The organism is Pseudarthrobacter chlorophenolicus, from assembly GCF_000962805.1.
Taxonomy (GTDB): Bacteria; Actinomycetota; Actinomycetes; order Actinomycetales; family Micrococcaceae; genus Arthrobacter; species Arthrobacter chlorophenolicus_A.
The window spans coordinates 30178-51754 of record NZ_JZTW01000005.1 but is presented as its reverse complement, the minus strand read 5'-3'; the positions used below and the strand labels follow the sequence as shown (position 1 = coordinate 51754).

21 protein-coding genes are annotated in these 21577 nt (G+C 65.6%); 10 read left to right on the top strand and 11 right to left on the bottom strand.

Annotation, left to right across the window (positions count from 1 at the left end; translation table 11 throughout):
• Positions 1-29: 29 nt before the first annotated feature.
• The 3 genes from UC32_RS07045 to UC32_RS07035 are packed head-to-tail and all read right to left on the bottom strand — an operon-like array spanning position 30 to position 2520.
• Positions 30-458 carry an HIT family protein gene (locus tag UC32_RS07045; protein ID WP_045730538.1) on the bottom strand — a complete coding sequence of 143 codons (429 nt, stop codon included), beginning with the start codon at positions 456-458 and terminating at the stop codon, positions 30-32.
• On the bottom strand, positions 455-1627 hold the full coding sequence (locus UC32_RS07040; protein ID WP_045730537.1) for an NAD(P)-dependent alcohol dehydrogenase: 1173 nt from the start codon (positions 1625-1627) through the stop codon (positions 455-457). The genes UC32_RS07045 and UC32_RS07040 overlap by 4 nt, the downstream gene beginning before the upstream one ends.
• Positions 1624-2520: a sulfurtransferase gene (locus UC32_RS07035; protein ID WP_045730536.1), complete on the bottom strand. Its 897-nt coding sequence runs from the start codon at positions 2518-2520 to the stop codon at positions 1624-1626. Before UC32_RS07035 ends, UC32_RS07040 begins: the two co-directional genes overlap by 4 nt.
• Before the next feature lie 188 nt (positions 2521-2708).
• Here UC32_RS07035 and UC32_RS07030 point away from each other — a divergent pair, with 188 nt between their 5' ends.
• The gene (locus UC32_RS07030) at positions 2709-3755 is read left to right on the top strand and encodes a PLP-dependent cysteine synthase family protein (RefSeq protein ID WP_045730661.1); all 1047 of its coding nucleotides are present in this window, start codon (positions 2709-2711) and stop codon (positions 3753-3755) included.
• Here the strand turns inward: UC32_RS07030 and UC32_RS07025 are convergent.
• Positions 3752-4408: an MBL fold metallo-hydrolase gene (locus tag UC32_RS07025; RefSeq protein WP_045730535.1), complete on the bottom strand. Its 657-nt coding sequence runs from the start codon at positions 4406-4408 to the stop codon at positions 3752-3754. The genes UC32_RS07030 and UC32_RS07025 overlap by 4 nt on opposite strands.
• A gap of 95 nt (positions 4409-4503) precedes the next feature.
• On the opposite strand from UC32_RS07025, the gene UC32_RS07020 reads away from it, so the two are divergent.
• Positions 4504-4968, top strand: coding sequence for a Fur family transcriptional regulator (locus UC32_RS07020; protein ID WP_045730660.1), 465 nt, complete (start codon positions 4504-4506; stop codon positions 4966-4968).
• A gap of 40 nt (positions 4969-5008) precedes the next feature.
• Here UC32_RS07020 and UC32_RS07015 read toward each other — a convergent pair whose 3' ends face one another.
• The 5 genes from UC32_RS07015 to UC32_RS06995 all read right to left on the bottom strand — a co-directional run bounded on the left by UC32_RS07015 (position 5009) and on the right by UC32_RS06995 (position 10220).
• A complete protein-coding gene (locus UC32_RS07015) occupies positions 5009-5884 on the bottom strand; it encodes a metal ABC transporter permease (protein ID WP_045730534.1) in 876 nt (291 codons plus the stop codon).
• Positions 5884-6699: a metal ABC transporter ATP-binding protein gene (locus UC32_RS07010; RefSeq protein ID WP_045730533.1), complete on the bottom strand. Its 816-nt coding sequence runs from the start codon at positions 6697-6699 to the stop codon at positions 5884-5886. The genes UC32_RS07015 and UC32_RS07010 overlap by 1 nt, the downstream gene beginning before the upstream one ends.
• Entirely contained in the window at positions 6700-7686 is a 987-nt protein-coding gene (locus UC32_RS07005) for a metal ABC transporter solute-binding protein, Zn/Mn family (RefSeq protein ID WP_045730532.1), read from the bottom strand.
• Between the two features lie 135 nt (positions 7687-7821).
• Complete coding sequence (locus UC32_RS07000) at positions 7822-8892, bottom strand: hemolysin family protein (protein WP_045730531.1); 1071 nt, start codon at positions 8890-8892, stop codon at positions 7822-7824.
• Positions 8889-10220: a hemolysin family protein gene (locus UC32_RS06995; RefSeq protein ID WP_045730530.1), complete on the bottom strand. Its 1332-nt coding sequence runs from the start codon at positions 10218-10220 to the stop codon at positions 8889-8891. The genes UC32_RS07000 and UC32_RS06995 overlap by 4 nt, the downstream gene beginning before the upstream one ends.
• 518 nt (positions 10221-10738) lie before the next feature.
• On the opposite strand from UC32_RS06995, the gene UC32_RS06990 reads away from it, so the two are divergent.
• The 5 genes from UC32_RS06990 (at position 10739) to UC32_RS21165 (ending at position 17008) form a co-directional block, all read left to right on the top strand.
• Positions 10739-14539, top strand: coding sequence for a multifunctional oxoglutarate decarboxylase/oxoglutarate dehydrogenase thiamine pyrophosphate-binding subunit/dihydrolipoyllysine-residue succinyltransferase subunit (locus UC32_RS06990; protein WP_045730529.1), 3801 nt, complete (start codon positions 10739-10741; stop codon positions 14537-14539).
• Positions 14540-14688: 149 nt separating this feature from the next.
• The gene (locus UC32_RS06985; RefSeq protein WP_152642583.1) at positions 14689-15288 is read left to right on the top strand and encodes a GDSL-type esterase/lipase family protein; all 600 of its coding nucleotides are present in this window, start codon (positions 14689-14691) and stop codon (positions 15286-15288) included.
• A gap of 82 nt (positions 15289-15370) precedes the next feature.
• Positions 15371-16198, top strand: a complete 828-nt coding sequence (locus tag UC32_RS06980; RefSeq protein ID WP_045730528.1) for a DUF4097 family beta strand repeat-containing protein — start codon at positions 15371-15373, stop codon at positions 16196-16198.
• The gene (locus UC32_RS06975; protein WP_045730527.1) at positions 16198-16812 is read left to right on the top strand and encodes a PadR family transcriptional regulator; all 615 of its coding nucleotides are present in this window, start codon (positions 16198-16200) and stop codon (positions 16810-16812) included. Before UC32_RS06980 ends, UC32_RS06975 begins: the two co-directional genes overlap by 1 nt.
• Positions 16813-16933: 121 nt before the next feature.
• Positions 16934-17008 carry a 50S ribosomal protein bL37 gene (locus UC32_RS21165; protein ID WP_369299106.1) on the top strand — a complete coding sequence of 25 codons (75 nt, stop codon included), beginning with the start codon at positions 16934-16936 and terminating at the stop codon, positions 17006-17008.
• Between the two features lie 159 nt (positions 17009-17167).
• Here the strand turns inward: UC32_RS21165 and rsrA are convergent, their stop codons facing one another.
• Together rsrA and UC32_RS06965 are read right to left on the bottom strand one after the other, a co-directional pair.
• Complete coding sequence (gene rsrA / locus UC32_RS06970) at positions 17168-17428, bottom strand: mycothiol system anti-sigma-R factor (RefSeq protein WP_045730526.1); 261 nt, start codon at positions 17426-17428, stop codon at positions 17168-17170.
• Complete coding sequence (locus UC32_RS06965) at positions 17425-18189, bottom strand: sigma-70 family RNA polymerase sigma factor (RefSeq protein ID WP_235423616.1); 765 nt, start codon at positions 18187-18189, stop codon at positions 17425-17427. The genes rsrA and UC32_RS06965 overlap by 4 nt, the downstream gene beginning before the upstream one ends.
• A 305-nt stretch (positions 18190-18494) precedes the next feature.
• Between UC32_RS06965 and UC32_RS06960 the strand changes: the two genes are divergently transcribed.
• From UC32_RS06960 to rsgA, 3 genes are read left to right on the top strand one after another with little or no spacing between them, the layout of a single operon-like run.
• Positions 18495-19043, top strand: coding sequence for a DoxX family protein (locus UC32_RS06960; protein WP_015937562.1), 549 nt, complete (start codon positions 18495-18497; stop codon positions 19041-19043).
• Between the two features lie 5 nt (positions 19044-19048).
• Positions 19049-20476 (top strand): 3-phosphoshikimate 1-carboxyvinyltransferase, encoded by a 1428-nt coding sequence (gene aroA, locus UC32_RS06955; RefSeq protein ID WP_045730525.1) that lies wholly within the window; start codon positions 19049-19051, stop codon positions 20474-20476.
• Positions 20460-21575, top strand: coding sequence for a ribosome small subunit-dependent GTPase A (gene rsgA / locus UC32_RS06950; RefSeq protein WP_045730524.1), 1116 nt, complete (start codon positions 20460-20462; stop codon positions 21573-21575). Before aroA ends, rsgA begins: the two co-directional genes overlap by 17 nt.
• Positions 21576-21577: the final 2 nt, after the last annotated feature.

Genomic DNA, 21577 nt, shown 5'->3' with positions numbered 1-21577 from the left:
CGGCACAGGGCGCCGGCAATCAGCAAGGCCTAATCGGCCGGGACAAACTCCCCGTACCCGGCAGCCCGGAGACCCTCACGGAGTTTGGCAGCATTGGCATCGAGAACGGCGGGGTCCGGGTTCTGGTCCGCGGATCCGAAGTCGAAGTCTGCCATGGTCCGGGACGGCCACACGTGGACGTGCAGGTGGTTGATCTCGTACCCGGCCACGATCAGCCCGGCGCGGCTCGCGCCGAAGATATCCACCTGGACTGCGCCGATCCGCCGTGCCACCTCCATGACTTTTGCCAGCGTCTCGGGCGATGCGTCGGTCCAGCGGTCCACTTCCTCGGTGGGAACCACCAGGGTGTGGCCGTCGGCCAGGGGCCCGGTGGTGAGAAAGGCGCCGACGCCCTCTTCGCGCCACACAAACCGGCCGGGAATCTCGCCGTTCAGGATCTTGGTGAAAAGCGTGCTCATGCGTCTGCCTCCTTGGCGGGTGGGTGAAGGGTTCCGGCGTCCAGCACGAAACGGTATTTGACGTCGCCGGCAACCATCCGGTCGTACGCTTCATCAAGCTGGTGCGCACCGACCACTTCAATATCGGCCAGCACGCCGTGTTCGGCGCAGAAGTCCAGCATCTCCTGCGTTTCTGCGATACCGCCGATCAGGGAGCCGGCATAAGCAACGCGGCGTCGGATGAGGGTCCGCGGATTTACTGGAGGCATCTCCCCGGACGGCAGACCGAGCTGGAACAGCGCACCGTCCACGCGGAGGGTGCGGAAGAGCGCATTCAGATCGTGCGGCGCCGCGACGGTGTCGATGATGACGTCGATGGTCCGGTTGGCGCGCGCCATGGCATCTGCGTCCCGGGACAGGACCACCTCATCCGCCCCAAGTTCCAGTGCGGCGGCCACCTTGGATTCCGAGGTGGTAAACACAACCACCCGCGCACCCATGGCCTTGGCCAGCTTGACCGCCATGTGACCGAGTCCGCCCAGGCCCACCACGCCCACCACGTCGCCTTCTTCAACATCGAAGTGCCGCAACGGCGAGTAAGTGGTCACACCGGCGCAGAGCAGCGGCGCGGCGGCAGCCGGGTCCAGTGCATCCGGGACGCGGAGGACATACCGGCGGTCCACCACGATCGAGGAAGAGTAGCCGCCCTGGGTCACGGTGTCACCATTCCTCCGGTCCGTGGCACCGTACGTTCCGGTCATGCCGTTTTCGCAGTACTGTTCCAAGCCGTCGAGGCAGCTTTCGCATTCCCGGCAGGAATCCACAATGCAGCCGACGCCCACACGGTCCCCCACGGCGAAGTCCGTGACGCCGGCACCGACGCGGCTGACCCGTCCCACAATCTCGTGGCCGGGAATCAGCGGGTAGGTTTGGCCGCCCCACTCGCCCCGGGCGGCGTGGACGTCGGAATGGCAAAGCCCGCAGAATTCAATGGCGATCTCGACGTCGTCGGTCTTAGGGGCACGGCGGGCAACCGTCAGCGGGACCAAGCCGCTGTCCGGGGAGACGGCTCCGCGGGCTGCAGCCAGCAGGCCGGCTGCCGCGCTGGCGGGAAGGCCGCCGGCGGGAAGGTCGGCAACGGGTTCGATGGGCTGGGCAAGGGGCGGGGGAACGGGGCGTCCTGGGGTCATAGTGCGACGCTACCCTTGCCTGCGGCGCCGTTTCCAGCCGGCTCCCGGGCGGTGCTTCCAGGTTCCTGGCCGGTGGCCACGGGCAGCTCCGGGTGGTTCGACCACTCGGAGAAAGAGCCCGGGTACAGCGCCGCCGCAAATCCTGCAGCGGCCAGCGCGGCGACCTGGTGCGCGGCAGTCACCCCGGAACCGCAGTACACGGCCACGGGTACCTCTTCCCGGACGCCAAGCGCCTCGAACCTGCTCCGCAATACCTCCGCCGGCAGGAACGTGCCCGATCCATCGATATTCTCCGTCGTCGGCGCACTGACGGCCCCGGGAATGTGCCCGGCCCGGGGGTCCACCGGCTCAACTTCGCCGCGGTACCGCTCCCCCGCCCGCGCATCGAGCAGGAGCCCGCTCTCCGCCCAGGTGGCGGCAGCAGCGGCGTCGGCCACGGGCATGGCACCGTCGCCCAGGGCCACGTTCCCCGCGACCGGCCGCACAGGGCCGGTTTCGATGGCCAGGCCGGCGGCACGCCAGGCCGCCAGGCCGCCGTCGAGCAGGTATGCCTCGGGGAACCCGGCGTTCCGCAGCATCCACCACACCCTGGCGGCGGCCATGTTTCCGGTGTCGTCGTACGCCACCACCACGTCTCCGTCGTTGATCCCCCAGCGGCGGGCTGACGCCTGGAAGTCTGCCGGAAGGGGCAAGGGATGCCTCCCCCGCCTGGGCTCTGCGTGGGCAGCGAGTTCCGTGGCCAGGTCCACGAACACGGCGCCGGGCACATGGCCGGCGAGGTAATGGTCCCTGCCATGCGGATCGCCCAGCGCCCAGCGGACATCCAGCAGCACGGTGCGCCGGCCTTCCGCGAGGAGCGCCGTAAGCCGGGCCACGTCCATCAGGGGATTCATCGTTCTCCTTGGGTGGTTGCCATTGTCCTTCCACTCTAGGCGGGTGCGCTTCCGTCCGCGGGTAGGCTGGTGCGGTGGCAAACGGATACAACGGTTATGCAGGCGGGGGCAACGCAGGCGACGGCGGCAGGGCAGGTGCGGACGGGAGCGGCCGCGCGCGGCAGGACCGGGAATGGGCCGACCAGGCCATCCGCAGGATTACGGCGGAGAACAACCGCTCCGCCGACACCCATCTCTATTCGATCCCGCTGCCGGAGCACTGGGGCGTCCAGCTCTACCTGAAGGACGAGTCCACGCACCGGTCGGGCAGCCTGAAACACCGGCTGGCACGGTCCCTCTTCCTCTTCGGCCTGGTCAACGGCTGGATCCGTTCCGGTACCACCATCGTTGAGGCTTCCAGCGGCAGCACAGCCGTCTCCGAGGCCTACTTTGCCCAGCTCCTGGGGCTGCCGTTCGTCGCGGTCATGGCCCGGAGCACCAGTCCGGAAAAGATCGCCCTGATCGAACAGTTCGGCGGTTCCTGCCTGCTGGTGGACCATGCTTCCGATGTGTATGCCGCGGCGGAAGAGGTGGCTGCCACTTCCAACGGGCATTACATGGACCAGTTCACGTACGCCGAGCGGGCCACTGATTGGCGCGGGAACAACAACATCGCCGAGTCCATCTTCGGCCAGCTCAGCCAGGAGGAGCACCCGGTGCCGGACTGGATCGTGGTGGGAGCCGGAACCGGTGGCACCAGCGCCACCATCGGCCGCTACCTGCGGTACCACAGCCACCCCACGCAACTGCTGGTGGTGGATCCAGAGAATTCGGCTTTCTACCCCGGGTGGCTTGGCCACAGTACTGGCGCAAGCCCTGCCACGGGATTGCCGTCCCGCATCGAAGGGATCGGGCGGCCGCGCATGGAACCGAGCTTCGTGCCGTCCGTGATCGACCGGATGGTCCAGGTCCCGGACGCGGCGTCGGTGGCAGCCATGCGGCACCTGCGTTCGCTCGCCGGGCTCCACGCCGGCCCATCGACGGGCACCAATCTCTGGGGCGTCTGGCAACTCATCGCAGAGATGGTGGCGGAAGGGCGCCGCGGCAGCGTGGTCTCCCTGATGTGCGACGGCGGCGAACGCTACGCGGGCAGTTACCACAACGCCACGTGGCTGGCCTCCCGGGGCCTGGACCCCGCGCCGTGGGAAGCGGTCATCGCGGAGTTCTTCGAGACGGGCCGGTGGACGGGAGCCTAGATGTCCACGGACTCCCCTGCATTCAGGTGGGCGTAGTCGGTGCCGTACTTCGCACCGATCCGCTGGACGTGGGCTTCTACAATCTTCAGGCCGTTGTCGTTGAGCAGTCCGTCATGGATCTGGAAGGCTTTCGGCGCGCGGACGCCCACCACAAAGTCCACCACTTCCCCGGCCTTGCTCCACGGCGCATGGAGCGGGACCAGCAGGGTCTTCACACTGATTCCGTCAGGGATGATGAAGGAGTCTCCCGGGTGGTACAGGTTTTCGTCCAGCAGGTAGCCGATGTTTGCCACCACCGGAATCTGTGGATGGATCAGCGCATGCTGGCCGCCAAAGCTTCGGATATCGAAGCCGGCTGCCTGGAAGGAAGACCCTGCTTCCACCGCGTGGATGCGGTCCTCCGCGCCCCCGGCTTCGGAGCGCATCTGTGCGGCGACGCCTGCCGGGGCATACAGCGATAGGCCCGTGTTGTTGCGCAGGGCACCTGCCACGGCGTCGACGTCGATATGGTCAGCGTGTTCGTGGGTCACCAGCACCGATTCCGCACCGGCCAGCGCCTCCCCGGTCTCGGAAAAGTTGCCGGGGTCGATCACCAGGACCCGGCTGTCCTTCTCGAGGCGGACACAGGCATGGGTGTATTTCGTCAGCTTCATAGCGCCAGCCTAGGACGGGCCCCGGAAAGGTGTCCACGGAGCTCCGGCTGGTAATCTTGATCGTTGCCACCAACACCACGGAAGCGAGTTCATCCATGCCGCTCGGCGCCAAGGCTGATTCCACCCCTCCCGCCCCGGCTGCGGGCGGCGGCAAGGAACAGCGCGTCACCAAGCAGCGCCGTGCCGTCAGCGCGGCACTGGACGAACTGGACGACTTCGTCAGCACCCAGGAGCTGTACCGGATCCTGCAGAACCAGGGCGTCTCGGTATCCCTGGCAACCGCCTACCGCATCCTCCAGTCGCTCGCGGACGAGGGACTGGTGGACGTGCTGCGCAACGGCGAGGGTGAGGCCGTCTACCGGCGCTGCGCCGTCACGGGGCACCACCACCACCTGTTGTGCCGCAACTGCGGCAAGGCCGTGGAGGTGGAGGCGCCCGCAGTCGAAACGTGGGCTGCCCGCACCGCTGCCGAACACGGCTTCACCGAGGTGGCCCACACCGTGGAAATCTTTGGCCTCTGCCCGGACTGCACCGCTCTCAAGGCCGCCGGCCGGGCCTAAGCCCGGAGGTTTTCCGCCCGAAGCCGGTCACCGGATCCCGTCACCGCGGCTGCAGGACCCGCCCGTTGATGCCCCTGCGCTGCCGGACGGATCCGATGACGCGGCACACCACATAGATCAGGAACGACAACGTGGTCACGTACGGGCTGATGGGGATCCGTCCGCCGAGGGCCAGCAGGATTCCGCCCACCGTCGCCGTCACAGCGAAAGCCACGCTCAGGACCACCACGGCCACCGGGGACGATGTCACCCGAAGCGCCGCCGCCGCAGGCGTAATCAGCAGGGCCAGCACCAGCAGGGCACCCACCACCTGGATGGACAGCGCCACGCTGACGCCCAGCAGGACCATGAAGACAATGGCCAGGGTCCGCACCGGAACACCCCGCGCCTCGGCAAGCTCGGGATCCACGCTCGCGAAATTCAGCGGCCGCCACATGGCAACCAGCGCAATCATGACCACCACGGCAGTCCCTGCCAGCGCCTGGAGCTGGACCGTGTCGACGGACACGATCTGGCCGGTCAGCAGGCCAAACTTGTTGGCGGCACGGCCCTCATAAAGGGACAGGAAGAGGATTCCCAGGCCGAGCCCGAAAGGCATGATGACGCCGATAATCGAGTTCTTGTCCCGCGCCCTGACCCCCATCAGCCCCAGCAGCAGTGCCGCGGCTACGGAGCCGACGAGGGAGCCGAAGACGATATCGGCGCCGATGAGCAGGGCGAAGGCCGCACCGGCGAAGGACAGCTCGGAGATGCCGTGCACCGCAAAGGCAAGGTCCCGCTTCATGACGAAGGTTCCCACCAGGCCGCCCAGGAGCCCCAGGATGGCCCCGGCCCAGATGGAGTTCTGCACCAGGACCAGCAGCTCACCGTAATTGTCGAAATTGAAGATGGCTCCGAGGATGCTGTCCATGTCCATTACGCAACCTCGCCGGCGAGCGCATGCGGTTCGGCATGGTGGTGGGTGGTGGCGTCAGGGAGTCCAACCACCACCAGCCGGCCATTGGCGCGGATAACCTCAACATGGCTTCCGTAGAGGTCGGACAGCACCTCGGTGGTCATGACCTCTTCCGGTGTCCCCACCCTGAACCGGCCGCCGGCAAGGTAAAGAACCCTGTCCACATAGTCGATGATCGGGTTGATTTCGTGGGTTACGAACACCACGGCGCTGTTGCGTTCGCGGCACTGGTTGTTGATCAGGGCGCTGACTGCCTGCTGGTGGTGCAGGTCGAGTGAGAGGAGCGGCTCGTCGCACAGGAGTACCCGGGGATCCGAGGCAAGGGCCTGGGCCACCCGCAGCCGTTGCTGCTCGCCGCCCGACAGCTGGCCCACGGGCACCTTCGCGTAGTCGGCCGCGCCCACCAGGTCCAGGAGCCCGTCGATCCGGCGGCTGGTCTTTGCCGAAGGGAGCCGCAGCCCCCAGCGGTGGCCGTCCACGCCCAGTCCCACCAAGTCGCGGGCGCGCATGGGGGTATCCGGGGCAAAGGATTTTTGTTGCGGGACGTATCCAATCAGCCTGCTGCCACGCTCCACCGGCTTGCCGCCGATATCGACGTTGCCGCGGTGAAGGTTCTGGAGGCCGAGCAGGACCTTCAGGAAACTCGTCTTACCGCTTCCGTTGGGTCCGAGGACGGCAAAGAACTCGCCGGGGTTGATAGCCAGGTCGAGGTCCTCCCAAAGCGTCCGCTCGCCGAACTTCAGGGACGCTCCGGTAAGGCTGACGACTGGTTCCACCTATTTGCTCTCCAGGATTGTGCTGATGCTGTCCACATTGTCCGTCATCCACTGCAGGTACGTCTTGCCTTCGGGGAGGGTTTCGTTGAAGTCCACCACCGGGACGGCCGCGGCCTCCGCCGCCTTCTTCAGCGCCTCGGTCTGTGGACCTTCGGTCTGTTCGTTGTAGGCGAGCATCCGCACGGACTTGCCGGACACCAGGTCCGTGGCCGCCCGAAGGACGGCGGGCGGCACGTCCGTGCCTTCTTCGATCGCAGCGGTGTAGTCCGCAGGGGTTGCGTTGACCAGGCCGGCGTCTTCCAGGAGGTAGAGCGGCACGGGTTCCGTGACAGCCACCTGGGCTCCGCCGGCGGACGCCTTCAGGCTGTCCAGCTTTCCGTGCAGTTCCTCCAGTGACGACTTGAACGAGGCAGCGTTGGCCTTGAACGCCTGCGCGGATTCCGGTTCACGTGCCGACAGTTTGGCTTCCAGCTCATCGGCGAGATGCTCCATGGCATGCAGGCTGTACCAGACGTGTTCGTTGAAATCACCATGGTCGTGCCCGTGGTCTCCTGCCGGGGCGTCGGCTCCGGCGGAGGGCGCCGCCTCCTCGGCGGAGTGTTCCAGCCCGGAAAGTTCGACGGCGTCAAGCACGTTTGCGGCGTCAAGCTTGCTGCCGTCCACCAGGGTCTTCATGAAGTCGTCGTACCCGCCGCCGTTCGTGATCACCAGGTCGGCCTTGGATACTGCCAGCCGGTCCTGGGCGGTTGCCTCGTAGGAGTGCGGGTCCTGGCTGGTCTTGGTGATGATCGAGGTCACGTTGACCTTATCGCCACCCACCGAGGACGCGATGTCGCCGTAGACGTTCGTGGAGGCAACTACATTGATTCCAGTGTCACCGGACTGCGCCCCCGGCGAAGCGTTATCCGGCTGGGCGCTGCATCCGGAGAGCAGCAGGCCCAGGCCGGCAAGGGCGGCCAGGGACGGACGGACGGCGAAGCGGCGCACGGAAAACCTCGGTTCACTGGGGAGGGGAACATCAGGTGCCCAGCTTATACCTAAATGGGAATCATTCCTATTTAGGCGAGGGTAAGCCCGGCCCCCTGCACCCTTCAGCGGCCGGACTCGCCGGCACTGCGCCGCCTATCCCCCATTGGGTTGCCCCAGCCGGCGGATGCCGGTGGCCTGGGTAGCGTCCCGGATCTCACCGACCAGCTGCTCAATCACGTCCTCGAGGAACAGGATGCCCTGGGTATTGCCGTCCTTGCCGATGACGCGGGCAAGGTGCGAGCCGGTGCGCTGCATGACGGACATGGCCTTTTCGATTTCGTCGCCGAGGGCCAGGTTGGCCAGGGAACGGACCCGGCTTTCCGCAATCGGAAGCTCGTAGGCCGTCGCAGGAATGGACAGCACATCCTTGACATGCAGGTAGCCGTACAAGAGATCGTCCTCATCCAGCATGGGGAACCGTGAGAAGCCGGTCCGGCTGACGGCCTTCTCGAACTCCACCGGGGTGGTGGCAGCCTTGAGCATGACCAGGCTGTCCAACGGCACCATGATGTCGCCGGCCGTGTATTCGGAGAACTCCAGGGCACCGGCGATCAGCCCGGCATCGTCGTCCACCAGTCCGTGCCGGGTGGATTCCTGCACGATGGACTGGACTTCCTCGAGCGTGAAGGACGAGTTGACCTCGTCCTTGGGCTCGATCCGCAACAGCTTGAGGATGTGGTTCGCTGACCAGTTCAGCACCGAGATGACGGGGTGGACCAGCCGTGCCACGAAGACCAGCGGCGGGGCAAGGAACATCGCCGCCTTATCAGCCACCGATACCGAGATATTCTTCGGCACCATCTCGCCAAAGGTGACGTGCAGGAAGGTTACGAACATCAGGGCAACGGCGAACGCGGCAACATCGGCCACCTCCACGGGCAGGCCCATCAACTCCATCGGCGCGGCGAGGAGGTGGTGGATCGCGGGTTCGGCCACCAGCAGGATCAGCAGCGAGCACACTGTGATGCCAAGCTGGGCGCATGCCAGCATCAGCGAGACGTTCTCCATCGCCTTAAGGGTGGTTTGGGCCCGCTTTGACCCGGCCTCCGCCAAAGGTTCGATCTGGCTGCGCCTGGCGGACATGATGGCAAACTCGGCCGCTACGAAGAACGCGTTCCCGAGCAGCAGGAAGGCCAGCCAGACGATGCCGGCCCAGTCGCTCATGATGCGCTCCCGTTGTTGGCGCCGTCCGGTTCAGGGGCAGCCGGCTGGAAGCAAATGCGGTCGATGCGGCGCCCGTCCATCCGGGTAACACTCAGGGATCCGCCGTCGACGGCCACCGTGTCCCCCACCGCTGCGATCCGGCCAAGTTTGCTCATTACGTAGCCACCCACCGTCTCGTAGGCTGATTCGTCCGGGACCGTCAGGCCGGGGATCTGCTCGGACAATTCGTCCGGGCGCAGGAGCCCCGGGAAATACCAGTCTCCTGAGGCGCTCTGCAGCAACCCCGGGCGCACCTTGTCGTGCTCGTCGGCTACCTCGCCCACAATTTCCTCCACCAGGTCCTCGAGCGTGGCAATGCCGGCCGTCCCGCCATATTCGTCGAGGACCACCGCCAGTTGGAGGTTTCCTTCGCGGAGTTCTGCCAGAAGGGCGTCAAGGTGGATGGTCTCGGGAACCCTGAGGACCTCGGTCATGATGGCTCCGGCTTCAAGCTTGTGGCGCCTGTCCGAGGGCACTGCCACCGCCTTCTTGACGTGGACCAGGCCCTTGATATCGTCCGCGGAATCCCCGATCACGGGGAACCGCGAATATCCAGTGCGGCGCGCTGCGTCAACAATGTCGGAGACGGGCTGGTCTGCCTCGACCATCTCCACCCGGATGCGCGGCGTCATGACGTCGGCTGCCGTCCTGGTGGAAAAATCCAAGGTGCGGGCCACAAAGTTGGCCGTACCGGCGTCGAGCGTTCCCATCGCCGCCGAGCGGCGTACCAGTGACGCCAACTCGGACGGGGTCCGGGCGCCGGAAATCTCTTCCTTGGCTTCGAGCCCAAAGATGTGCAGCACCCGGTTGGAGAAACCGTTGAGGACCACGATGGCCGGCCTGAACACGGCGGTGAAAATCAGTTGCGGCCTGGCCAGGGCCTTTCCCACGGGAAAGGACAACGCGATCGCCATGTTCTTGGGAACGAGTTCGCCAAGGAGCATCGACAACAGGGTTGCCAGCACCATCGCAAGGATCAGCGAGATTGACGCTGCAGCAACCTCCGGCAGGCCAAGGGCAGTAAGCGGCCCCTCCAGGAGGCGGCCCACCGATGGTTCCATGACGTAGCCGGTGAGCAGAGTGGTGAGCGTGATGCCCAGCTGGCAGCTGGAGAGCTGGGTGGACAACGATTTGAGGCAGGCAAGGAGGGGCACGGCGCCGGCGTCACCTGAATCGACAGCACGCTGGACCGTCGGCTGGTCAAGGGCGATCAGGGAGAATTCGACGGCGACGAAAAAGCCCGTGCCGGCAATCAGCAGCAGTCCTGCCGCCAGGAGTAGCCACTCCATTCAGCACCCCGTCCGCCCGGACAGGGGTCCGGGAATCACGGTGCTGGAATATCGGTCCGGCGGAGGATGGTCGGCAGATGCCCTGTCCCCGGGGATTTCGACCGGGGATGCCGACGGCAGATGATGGGCGCGTGTTCGGGGTTTGCCGGCTCTGCGGGTGGGCTGTGCGGTGCTGTGGTTCATGCTCCGCTGACAGCCCCCAGGCCGGCACCTAGATTTACTGTCCATAAGGATTTCAGTCTACAGGAGCGCCTGTCCCCGGCCCGCTGTCGGGCGCCGGCAGCGGACTCCGGATCCCCATACCCGGGGACGCCGTCCAGGGTCTCTTCCGGCCGCCATAATCAACGGCCCGAACGTCACTTCATGATTTGGGTCACCCTTATTGGCAGATACCACATTGGGGTTACTAGACTTGCAGAGGTCTGGGTTCAGAGGACTCAGGGAAACCGGTCCGTCAGAGTGCTGTAGCACCGTATGGCCGGCAGAGAAATCAAACTCATGGAAGAGGCGTATTTCAAGTGCCAGAGCAGCCAAGCCACCGTCTACCAGAGGAATTTGGCGGGAACGAGTGGCTCGTTGATGAACTGTACGAGCAGTATCAGCAGGACAAGAACGCTGTGGATGCCAAGTGGTGGCCGCTGTTTGAATCGTTCGACTCAGGCAGCAGTTCTTCTTCCAACGGACACTCGGCGAATGCCGCAGCGAACCCTCCCACAACCAAGATGCCCATTGTGAACGCGGCACCTGCAGCACCGGCACCGTCGCCGGCCGCCGCACCGCCAGCGCCCGCAGCAGCACCGGCGGCAGCACCCGCGGCACCGGCACCCGCGAAGAAGGCGCCTGCCACGGAAGCGCGCGACGGCGGCAGGAAGCCCGCCGCCGGAACCCAGCCCATCCCGGCCCAGCTGCCCAAGAACGTTAAGGCACCCACCGCTCCGGAAGAGGACGTCGTCTCCGTCCTCCGCGGCCCGGCCAAGGCCATCGCCACCAACATGGTCACCAGCCTTGAAGTTCCCACCGCTACCAGCGTGCGCGCCATCCCGGCGAAGCTGCTCATCGACAACCGCGTGGTTATCAACTCGAACCTCGCCCGCGCCCGCGGCGGCAAGGTCTCCTTCACGCACCTCATCGGCTATGCCGTGATCCGCGCCCTGTCCCAGTTCCCGTCCATGAACGTGTACTACGACGAGGTGGACGGCAAGCCCGTCGCAGTCCAGCCGGCGCACGTCAACTTCGGCATTGCCATCGACATGCCCAAGCCTGACGGCACCCGGCTGCTGATGGTCCCGAACATCAAGAAGGCCGAAACCCTCAACTTCGCAGAGTTCTGGCACACGTACGAGGACCTGATCAAGCGTGCCCGCAACGGCAAGCTCACGGCCGATGACCACCAGGGCACCACCGTGTCCCTGACGAATCCCGGCGGCATCGGCACCGTTCACTCGGTTCCGCGCCTATCCAAGGGCCAGGCAGCCATCATCGGCGTCGGTGCCCTCGATTACCCCGCCGAGTTCCAGGGTGCCAGCGAAAAGATCATTGCCCAGAACGCCATCAGCAAGGTCCTCACCCTGACCTCGACGTACGACCACCGCGTCATCCAGGGCGCCGGCAGCGGCGAGTTCCTCAAGCTGGTCCACCAGCTGCTGCTGGGTGCGCAGAACTTCTACGATGAGATCTTCGAAGCACTGCGCATCCCCTACGAGCCCGTGCGGTGGAGCCCCGACCTCCAGGTCGACCCGGCCGACGAGATCAACAAGGTTGCCCGGATCCAGCAGCTGATCCACTCGTTCCGCGTGCGCGGCCACCTGATGGCGGACACCGATCCGCTGGAGTACGTACAACGCAAGCACCCCGACCTTGACGTCCTGACCTACGGCCTGACCTTGTGGGACCTGGACCGCGAATGGCCCACGGGCGGTTTCGGCGGCAAGCCGATGCTGAAGTTCCGCGACATCCTGGGTGTCCTCCGCGACGCCTACTGCCGCACCACCGGTATCGAGTACATGCACATCCAGGAGCCGGAAGAACGCAAGTGGTTCCAGGACCAGCTCGAGCACCCCTACTCGAAGCCCAGCCGTGAAGAACAGCTCCGGATCGTTTCCCGGCTTAACGCCGCAGAGGCCTTCGAAACCTTCCTGCAGACCAAGTTCGTCGGGCAGAAGCGCTTCTCCCTCGAAGGCGGCGAATCGCTGATTCCGCTGCTCGACGCCGTCATCTCGGAAGCGGCCGACGACGGCCTCGACGAGGTTGCCATCGGCATGGCCCACCGCGGCCGCCTCAACGTCCTGACCAACATTGCAGGCAAGACCTACGCCCAGGTGTTCCGCGAATTTGAAGGTACGCAGGACCCCCGCTCCGTGCAGGGCTCGGGCGACGTCAAGTACCACCTCGGCACCGAGGGTACGTTCACCTCGGAGAACGGCAACGAGACCAAGGTCTACCTGGCCGCAAACCCGTCCCACCTTGAAGCCGTGGACTCCGTCCTCGAAGGCATCGTGCGCGCCAAGCAGGACCGCCTGGACCAGGGCGAAGCCTTCCCCGTCCTGCCCATCATGGTCCACGGTGACGCCGCGTTCGCCGGCCAGGGCGTTGTTGCCGAGACGCTTAACCTGTCCCAGCTCCGCGGCTACCGCACCGGCGGCACCATTCACGTGGTGGTCAACAACCAGGTCGGGTTCACCACCGCGCCGTCGTCATCGCGTTCGTCCACCTATTCCACGGACGTCGCCAAGATGATCCAGGCGCCGGTGTTCCACGTCAACGGCGACGATCCCGAGGCAGTGGTACGCATCGGCCAGCTTGCCTACGAGTTCCGCCAGCGCTTCCACAAGGACGTTGTCATCGACATGGTGTGCTACCGCCGCCGCGGGCACAACGAGGGTGACGACCCTTCGATGACCCAGCCGATGATGTACAACCTGATCGAAGCCAAGCGTTCGGTCCGCAAGCTGTACACCGAGGCCCTCATCGGCCGCGGCGACATCACCGAGGAAGAAGCAGAGCAGCTGCTCCGCGACTACCAGGAACGGCTGGAACGTGTCTTTGCCGAGACGCACGCAGCACAGACGTCCCCGATTCCGATCGTCACCGCTGACTCCGCGGCCGTATCGGATATCGAGCGGCCCATCGCCCAGCAGTCCGATTTCGGCACGAACGCCCCGGCCAACACCGCGATCTCTGCCGACACCCTGGCCCGCATCGGCAAGGCGCACGTCGAGATCCCTGACGGCTTCACGGTGCACGCCAAGCTGAAGCAGCTGCTGGAGAAGCGCGAGCAGATGTCCCGCGAAGGCGGCATCGACTGGGGCTTTGGCGAGATCGCCGCGTTCGGCTCCCTGATCATGGAAGGCGTTCCCGTCCGGCTCGCCGGCCAGGACTCGCGCCGCGGAACCTTCGTGCAGCGCCACGCCGTGTTCCACGACCGTGCCAACGGCAACGAATGGCTGCCCCTGGGCAACCTGTCCGATGACCAGGCCAAGCTCTGGATCTATGATTCGCTGCTGTCCGAATACGCGGCCATGGGCTTCGAATACGGCTACTCAGTGGAGCGTCCGGATGCGCTGGTGCTCTGGGAAGCCCAGTTCGGCGACTTCGTCAACGGAGCGCAGACCATCATTGACGAGTTCATCTCGTCCGCGGAGCAGAAGTGGGGCCAGCGCTCTTCGCTGGTGCTGATGCTGCCGCACGGCTACGAGGGCCAGGGGCCGGACCACTCGTCCGCCCGCATTGAGCGTTTCCTCCAGATGTGCGCCGAGCAGAACATGATCGTGGCCAACCCCACCACCGCCGCATCGCACTTCCACCTGCTGCGCCGGCAGGCGTACAGCCGGCCGCGGAAGCCGCTGATCATCTTCACCCCCAAGCAGCTCCTGCGCCTGAAGGCTGCTGCGTCCTCCGTTGAGGACTTCACCACCGGCACCTTCCGCCCCGTGATCGCCGAGCACGAGCACCTGGATGCCAACGCCGTCGAACGCGTCCTCCTGGTGTCCGGCCGCCTGTACTACGATCTCCTGTCCACCCGGCAGAAGACCGGTGACAAGACCACCGCCATTGTCCGCGTGGAGCAGCTGTACCCGCTGCCGAGCGATGAGATTGCGGCCGAGCTTGCCAAGTACCCGAACGCCGAGGTTGTCTGGGCCCAGGACGAGCCCGCCAACCAGGGCCCGTGGCCGTTCATCGGCCTGAACCTGCCGGACGCACTTGACCGCAGGGTCCGCCTGGTGTCCCGGCCCGCGTCGGCCTCGACGGCGGCCGGTTCCATGAAGCGGCACGCTGCTGAGCAGGACGTGCTCCTGAAGCAGGCATTTGCACGGAAGTAGGCAGCGGACTGCCCGGCCGGAGTCGAAATACCAGACTCCGGCCGGGCAGTTCTGTTTAATGGATGGACAGCGCCCTTTGTGCACCGGTTGAAGCTCCAGGCGGCAACCGGCACATATCGGCCGGTCAGTACGAACGTAAAGAGGATCGTGTGGAAGACAGGAAGCTGCGCATAGCAGCTGTAGGAGACGAACTGCTGGCCGGACTGGGAGACCCCCGCGCGCTGGGTTGGCTGGGGCGTGTCCTTGCCCGGACGCCACAGGACGGCATGCTGCTGGAAAGCTATGCCCTGCCCTGCCCGCAGGAAGGCACCGAAGGGCTCGCCGCCCGGTGGCTGGACGAGGCCGGGCGGCGTTTCAGCGACCAGGCGGAGAACCGGCTGGTCATCGGCCTGTCCGGCCGCGACATTGAGTTCGGCCTGTCCACGGCACGAAGCCGGCTGAACCTCGCGAACATCCTCGACTCCGCCTCCCAGAACCGGATCGAGGTCTTCGTCGTGGGCCCGCCGCCCACCCTGGACCCGGCCCAGAACCGCCGCCTGGACGAGCTGAACACCGCCTTCGCCGATGTCACCACCCGCCGGAAGCACCTGTACGTGGACACCTTTTCGCCCTTGCTCAACCATGAACAGTGGCGACAGGACCTCGCCGCAAATGGCGGAACTCCCGGGCAGGCCGGCTATGGACTCATGGCATGGCTGGTCCTGCACCGCGGCTGGTTCCAGTGGCTGGGCATAAACGCTCCGGAGTAGAGCGCTTTCGCGATATATCTTGACTGCCCTGCGCCTCCGGCGTACGGTGGAGACACCGCGATATATCGTCTTTGGAGGGGCAATGCCTGAGCAGAGCTGGACGGTCACCAGTCCGCAAACCATCGATGTCGACGCCGTGACGTCGCTGAAGCTCGGGATGGTCAGCGGCAGGTTCGATGTTGTGACCCACCAGGAGCCAGTGACCCGCATCGAGATCTCCCACATCGAAGGGGATCCCGTCGCCGTCTCGGTAGTGGACGGCCGGCTGGAGATCCGCCACCAGCTGCACGGCCCCCAAGGCTGGCTCAAGAACCTGATGGGCACTGTCAGCCATCACAGCGACAATTCCGCGATCATCAGCATCGCAGTCCGGGAGAATGTCGAAGTTGAGGCGGGCACCGTCAGCGGCGACGGGCTGGTGTCCGGCATCTCCGGACACACCAGGCTGAATACCGTCTCGGGATCGGTCATGGCGGACGGCACAGCCGGAGAGCTGCATGTCAATACCGTCAGCGGAGACGTGACCGCCCGGAGCCACTCCGGCGTGTTGACCGCCAAGAGCGTTTCCGGCGAGGTGACCGTCTCCGGCACCCTTAGCCATGTCCGGGCCAACACAGTCAGTGGGGACCTCAGCTTCGACCTGCATGGCTTTACGGAGGATTTCGGCTCCAACTCGGTATCCGGGGACCTGACCATCCGGCTGCCGCACGACGTCGGGGTAGATATCGTGGCCAAATCGGCAAGTGGCGCGGTAGTCATCAACGACCAGCGCTATGCCCAGGTGGGTGGGAAGGTGGAAACGATAGCCGGGCCGGACCGCCAACTGATGCTGGTCCGGACAAACTCGATCTCCGGCACCACGTCGATCTTCCACGGGGCGGAGCGCGGTAACGCGGAAGCAGGGCTGTGATGCCGCCGGTATTCGCACACGGCGCGCTCCGCCTGTACCTCCTCGCGCTTCTTGAGACAGGGCCGAAACACGGCTATGAGCTCATCAAGGCCCTGAAGGACAGGTTTGGTGGTACCTACTCCCCCAGTGCGGGCACCATCTACCCCCGCCTTGGCAAGCTTGAGGAGGAAGGGCTGGTATCCACTGAAACCGCCGGCCGAAGGACCAATTACCGGATCACCGAGTCCGGCCTTGCCGAGCTGAACAGCCGCCGCGACGAACTGGCCGGGGTGGAAAGCGAGATCTCGGCCTCCGTGCGCCGGCTGGCGGACAGTCTGCGGGAAGACATCCGAAGCAACATGCGGGGCCTCCGCGCAGACCTCGCAGCCACGGCAGAGGCTGCCCGCGCCACCGCCACGGCTGGTGAGTTCCGGGGCAGGAGCGTACGGACGCCGGCCGAGGGAACCCGGGCCCTGAAGGAAGCGGAAATGATGCTGCAGGCATTCCGCGACGACCTCCGGCGGGAGTTGCGGCTGAAGGCGGGGAAAGAGCCCTTAAGCCCCGTGGCATTGGAGACGGTCCGTACTGTCCTGGAGCAGGCCAGGATCGCCGTCCTGAACTCCCTGGCCCGCTAGCAGCGGCCACAGCCGCCTGGTTCAGCTGCAGGTCATGCGCTTGCGCCGGTTCGCGGCGGGTCTAATCATGTGGGAGACTGGAGGGCAGCTCTTTTGAGTACCGAAAGTAAGGAGGCCAGCTATGAGCAAGCGTGCACGCAAGCGTCGTGACCGTAAGCGTGGCGGCGCGAACCACGGGAAGCGCCCCAACACCTAGGCAAAAGCCAGGTACCACGGTTCAAGTGAAAGACCCCGGACGCCAATCGGCTTCCGGGGTCTTTCACTGTTTAACTTGTTGCTGCTCCCGTACCCGGCGTGTCCCGCTGAGGGCGGGCGGCCAACGCGGCGTACGGTTGGCGCACCGATTCGTCTCCGGCTAGGCGTCCACGGGCTTGATGGCGTGGATGCGGTCCAGGATGGCGTTCTTGAGGTTGTCCGGGGCCGCTTCGGTGCAGGAGCGCTTCACCATGTTCCGGATGACGCACTCAAGGTCATACTGCTCCGTGCATTCCGGGCACTCATCGAGGTGGGTCTTAATCTCCGTAAGGTCCTCACGGGTCAGTGCACCATCGAGGTACTCATAGATACGTTGCATCCGGGTGTCGTCGCAATCGCCCAATCCCTGGCAGTCGCTCATTTCCTGCTCTCCTGTTGTTTGGTGTCGGCCGCGGCCTGCGATTCCACGCCCGTCTTGAATCCGCGCTCTGCGGCGTACTCCGCGAGCATGTCCCGCAACATCTTCCGGCCGCGGTGCAGCCGGGACATCACCGTTCCGATGGGGGTGTTCATGATGTCGGAAATTTCCTTGTACGCGAACCCCTCGACATCCGCGAAGTACACGGCAAGCCGGAATTCCTCGGGAATGGCCTGAAGTGCGCGTTTGACGTCGGAGTCCGGAAGGTGGTCCAAGGCCTCCGCCTCGGCGGAACGGAGTCCGCTTGAAGTGTGCGACTCGGCCCGTGCCAACTGCCAGTCCTCGATGGTGTCCGAGTTGGACTGAAGGGGCTCGCGCTGCCGCTTGCGGTACAGATTGATGTAGGTATTCGTCAGGATCCGGTACAGCCAGGCTTTCAGGTTTGTTCCCGGCTTGTACTGATGGAAAGCCGAAAACGCCTTGGTGTAGGCCTCCTGCACCAGGTCCTCGGCGTCAGACGGGTTCCGGGCCATCCGCATGGCGGCAGAATAGAGCTGGTCGACGTACTGCATGGCATCGCGCTCAAACCGGAGCCTGCGTTCCTCCACCGATTCGGTGGAAACGTCCAGACCGTTACCGCTGGAATCGCCGTCGGTTACTTCCCGGGTCTCTCCGTTGCCGGCCGGCGCCGGAGCGTTTCCGCCCTTAGCTTCAGCGCTGGACGCGTCATACATGGCCGAAACGGCCGGATCCAAGGTACTCATTGCCTTCAAGTCTACTGTCAGGCTCCTCGGCCCGGCGCTGCCGTACTCCGGCAACGCGTCCGATACCAGGTCCAGTGCCACCGGCCCTGGAACGCCAACTCCGTCCAACACCCTCGCCAAGGCCCAACTCCGCTCTCTGTCCGGTGTCCCATTTTGCTGCTTGTTGCTGCTTGCTTACGGGCCCAGCCCCGTGTGCGGACCCAAGAGCCATAACCGCCGGCCTTGGGCAAATATTCCCTAAAAGTGCAAGACTAGAACGGACTTATGCCGCTGCCGATGCGGTTCGTCCAGCCAGGAGGAAATCGATGTCCTTTGTCCGTACGCTCGCCCGCCCCATGCTGGCTTCCAGCTTCGTCATTGCAGGATTGGACAAGCTCAAGAACGCCGACGACACTGCCCAGCAGTTGTCTCCCCTGCTCCGCAAGGCGGCGGCGTCCCTGCCTTTCCAAACGGACGAGAAGACGCTTGCCCGCGTGATCGGAGGAACCCAGGTCGGCGCCGGAGTCCTCTTTGGTCTGGGCAAGTTCTCACGGCTTTCGGCAACCGTCCTGACGGTTGTCTCGCTGCTCAACACGTTCGTTGAATGGCGCAGTGCGGACATCAGCAGCAAGGAAGGCCGCGAAGCCCGCCGGGGCCAGCTGCTCAAGAACCTGTCGCTCAGCGGCGGCGCCCTTCTGGCTTCCGTTGACACTGCTGGCAGGCCGGGACTGGCGTGGCGCGCGGAACACTTGGCCGCCGACGCCCGCAAGGGCGCCGCCCACCTCGCCGCGGATGCGCGCAAGACCACGAACAAAAAGCTGACCAAGGCCGACAAGGCCGTGCGCCGCGCCGTGGAGCAGGCTACGGGGGCCTAAAGGACATGATCGCTGCAGCCGCTGCCCGGAACGATTCCGGAACGACTGTCCCCAACTGGCCGGCACCTTACGCAGACCGTCCCGTCGACGCAACAGTCACGGTTCCCGGCTCCAAGTCCCTGACCAACAGGTATCTTGTCCTGGCGGCCCTGGCGGACGGGCCATCGCGGTTGCGGGCACCACTGCATTCCCGCGATTCAGTCCTGATGATCGAGGCGCTGCGCCAGCTGGGCGCCACGATTACCGAGGTACCGGGGGACGGCGCCTTCGGCCCCGACCTTGAGGTGGTTCCGCTGCAGCACCGGGCCGCTGCAGGGCAGGAGGACGCGGCGGGCACCCCTGTGCAGATCGACTGCGGCCTTGCCGGCACCGTCATGCGCTTCGTTCCACCTCTCGCTGCCCTGCGCAGCGGTCCCAGCACGTTCGACGGCGACCCGCACGCGCGGAAGCGCCCCATGGGGACGATCATCGAGGCGCTGAAAGCACTCGGCGTCAAGGTCTCGGCGGAAGATGGCGGCACGCCCGCGTCGTTGCCCTTTGTCGTCGAAGGAACCGGAGAGGTCCGTGGCGGGCATCTGGTCATCGACGCCAGCGCGTCCTCGCAGTTCGTCTCCGCACTCCTGCTGGTAGGTGCTCGATTCACCGAAGGCCTGCACCTCGAGCACGTCGGCAAGCCTGTGCCCAGCCTGGACCACATCAATATGACGGTGGCCGTGCTCCGCGGCGCGGGTGTGCAGGTTGACGATTCCGTTCCCAACCACTGGGTTGTTTCGCCGGGACCCATCCGCGCCTTTGACCAGCAGATCGAACAGGACCTCTCCAATGCAGGTCCGTTCCTTGCCGCCGCCCTCGCAACCGGTGGAACCGTCAGGATCCCGGGCTGGCCAGAGCAGACGCAGCAGGTAGGCGACCTGTGGCGCAGCATCCTGGCCCGGATGGGCGCAGAAGTATCGCTGCTGGACGGGGTGTTGACGGTCCGGGGCGGTCCCGAAATCAAGGGAGCGGATTTCGCCGACACCAGCGAACTGGCACCCACGGTGGCCGCGCTCTGTGCCCTGGCCACCGGCCCGTCCCGCCTCAGCGGCATCGCCCACCTTCGGGGACATGAAACGGACAGGCTCGCCGCACTGGTCGCCGAGATCAACCGCCTGGGCGGCGATGCGGAGGAAACCAGCGACGGCCTGGTCATCCGCCCGGCAAAGCTGCATGCCGGCGTCGTGCACAGCTATGCCGACCACCGCATGGCCACCGCCGGGGCGATCCTCGGCCTCGCCGTTGAGGGGGTCCAGGTGGAGGACATCGCAACGACGGCCAAAACCATGCCGGACTTCCCGCGGTTGTGGGCGGGAATGCTTGCGCAGCATTGTACGACCCCGGCCACGCACGGCTCCGAAAACGGAGCGGGAGGTTCCGCCGGTGCCGCGAAGGACTGACTCCTGGGACGAATCCGACGTCCGGATCCGGCCCAACAAAAAGGGCACCCGGCCGCGCACGAAGGACCGACCCAGTCACGACGACGCCGTAACGGGCCGCATCATCACCGTCGACCGCGGCCGCTACACCGCCGTCGTTGACGAAGACTCCGGGAACGAACGGACCGTCATTGCCGCGCGGGCGCGGGAGCTGCGCCGCAACCCCGTGGTTGCCGGCGATTTCGTCTCCCTCGTCGGCGACGTCTCCGGGGACCCCAACACCCTGGCGAGGCTGGTCAAAATCCAGGACCGCAGCACCCTCCTGCGCCGCAGTGCAGACGACACTGACCCCGTGGAACGTGCCGTCGTGGCCAACGCCGACCAGCTGGTGGTAGTAGTGGCGGCAGCCAACCCTGAGCCCCGCACAGGCTTCATCGACCGCGCCCTGGTGGCAGCGTACGACGCCGGCATCGAGCCGATCCTCCTGGTCACCAAGGCGGACGTGAAGGATCCCGGCGAGTTCCTGGCCAACTACACGCACCTTGATTTCCCGGTCATCATCAGCCGGACGGCCGACCTGAAGGCATCAGGCATCGACGCCCGGTCCGATGACGGGTTGTCGGCCCGGTTGGACAGTGACGCTGTTGCCGGGCTCAGGGCACACCTGGGCGGCAAGGTCACCGTGATGCTGGGGCACTCCGGCGTCGGCAAATCCACTATGGTGAACGCCCTGACCGGCGCGGAGCGGGCCACCGGCGGCGTGAATGCGGTGACCGGCCGGGGACGGCACACGTCGTCATCGGCCCTTGCCCTGCGCCTGGCTGACGCACCTCCCGGAAGCTGGATCATCGACACCCCCGGCATCCGGTCATTTGGCCTTGCCCACGTGGATCCGGACCGGATCCTGAGGTCGTTCCCGGATCTTTCGCCGGGCACTGATGATTGCGAACGCGGCTGCAAGCACACGGCCACCGCCGTCAACTGCGGGCTGGACGCCTGGGTGGAAGGCGGACATGCAGGACCCACCGGTGAAGCACGCCTGGCTTCGCTCCGCCGGCTCCTGGGCGCCGATCCCAGGATGGAAGCCCAGGAGGCCAAGGAGCTCGGCAGCATCAGCTGACA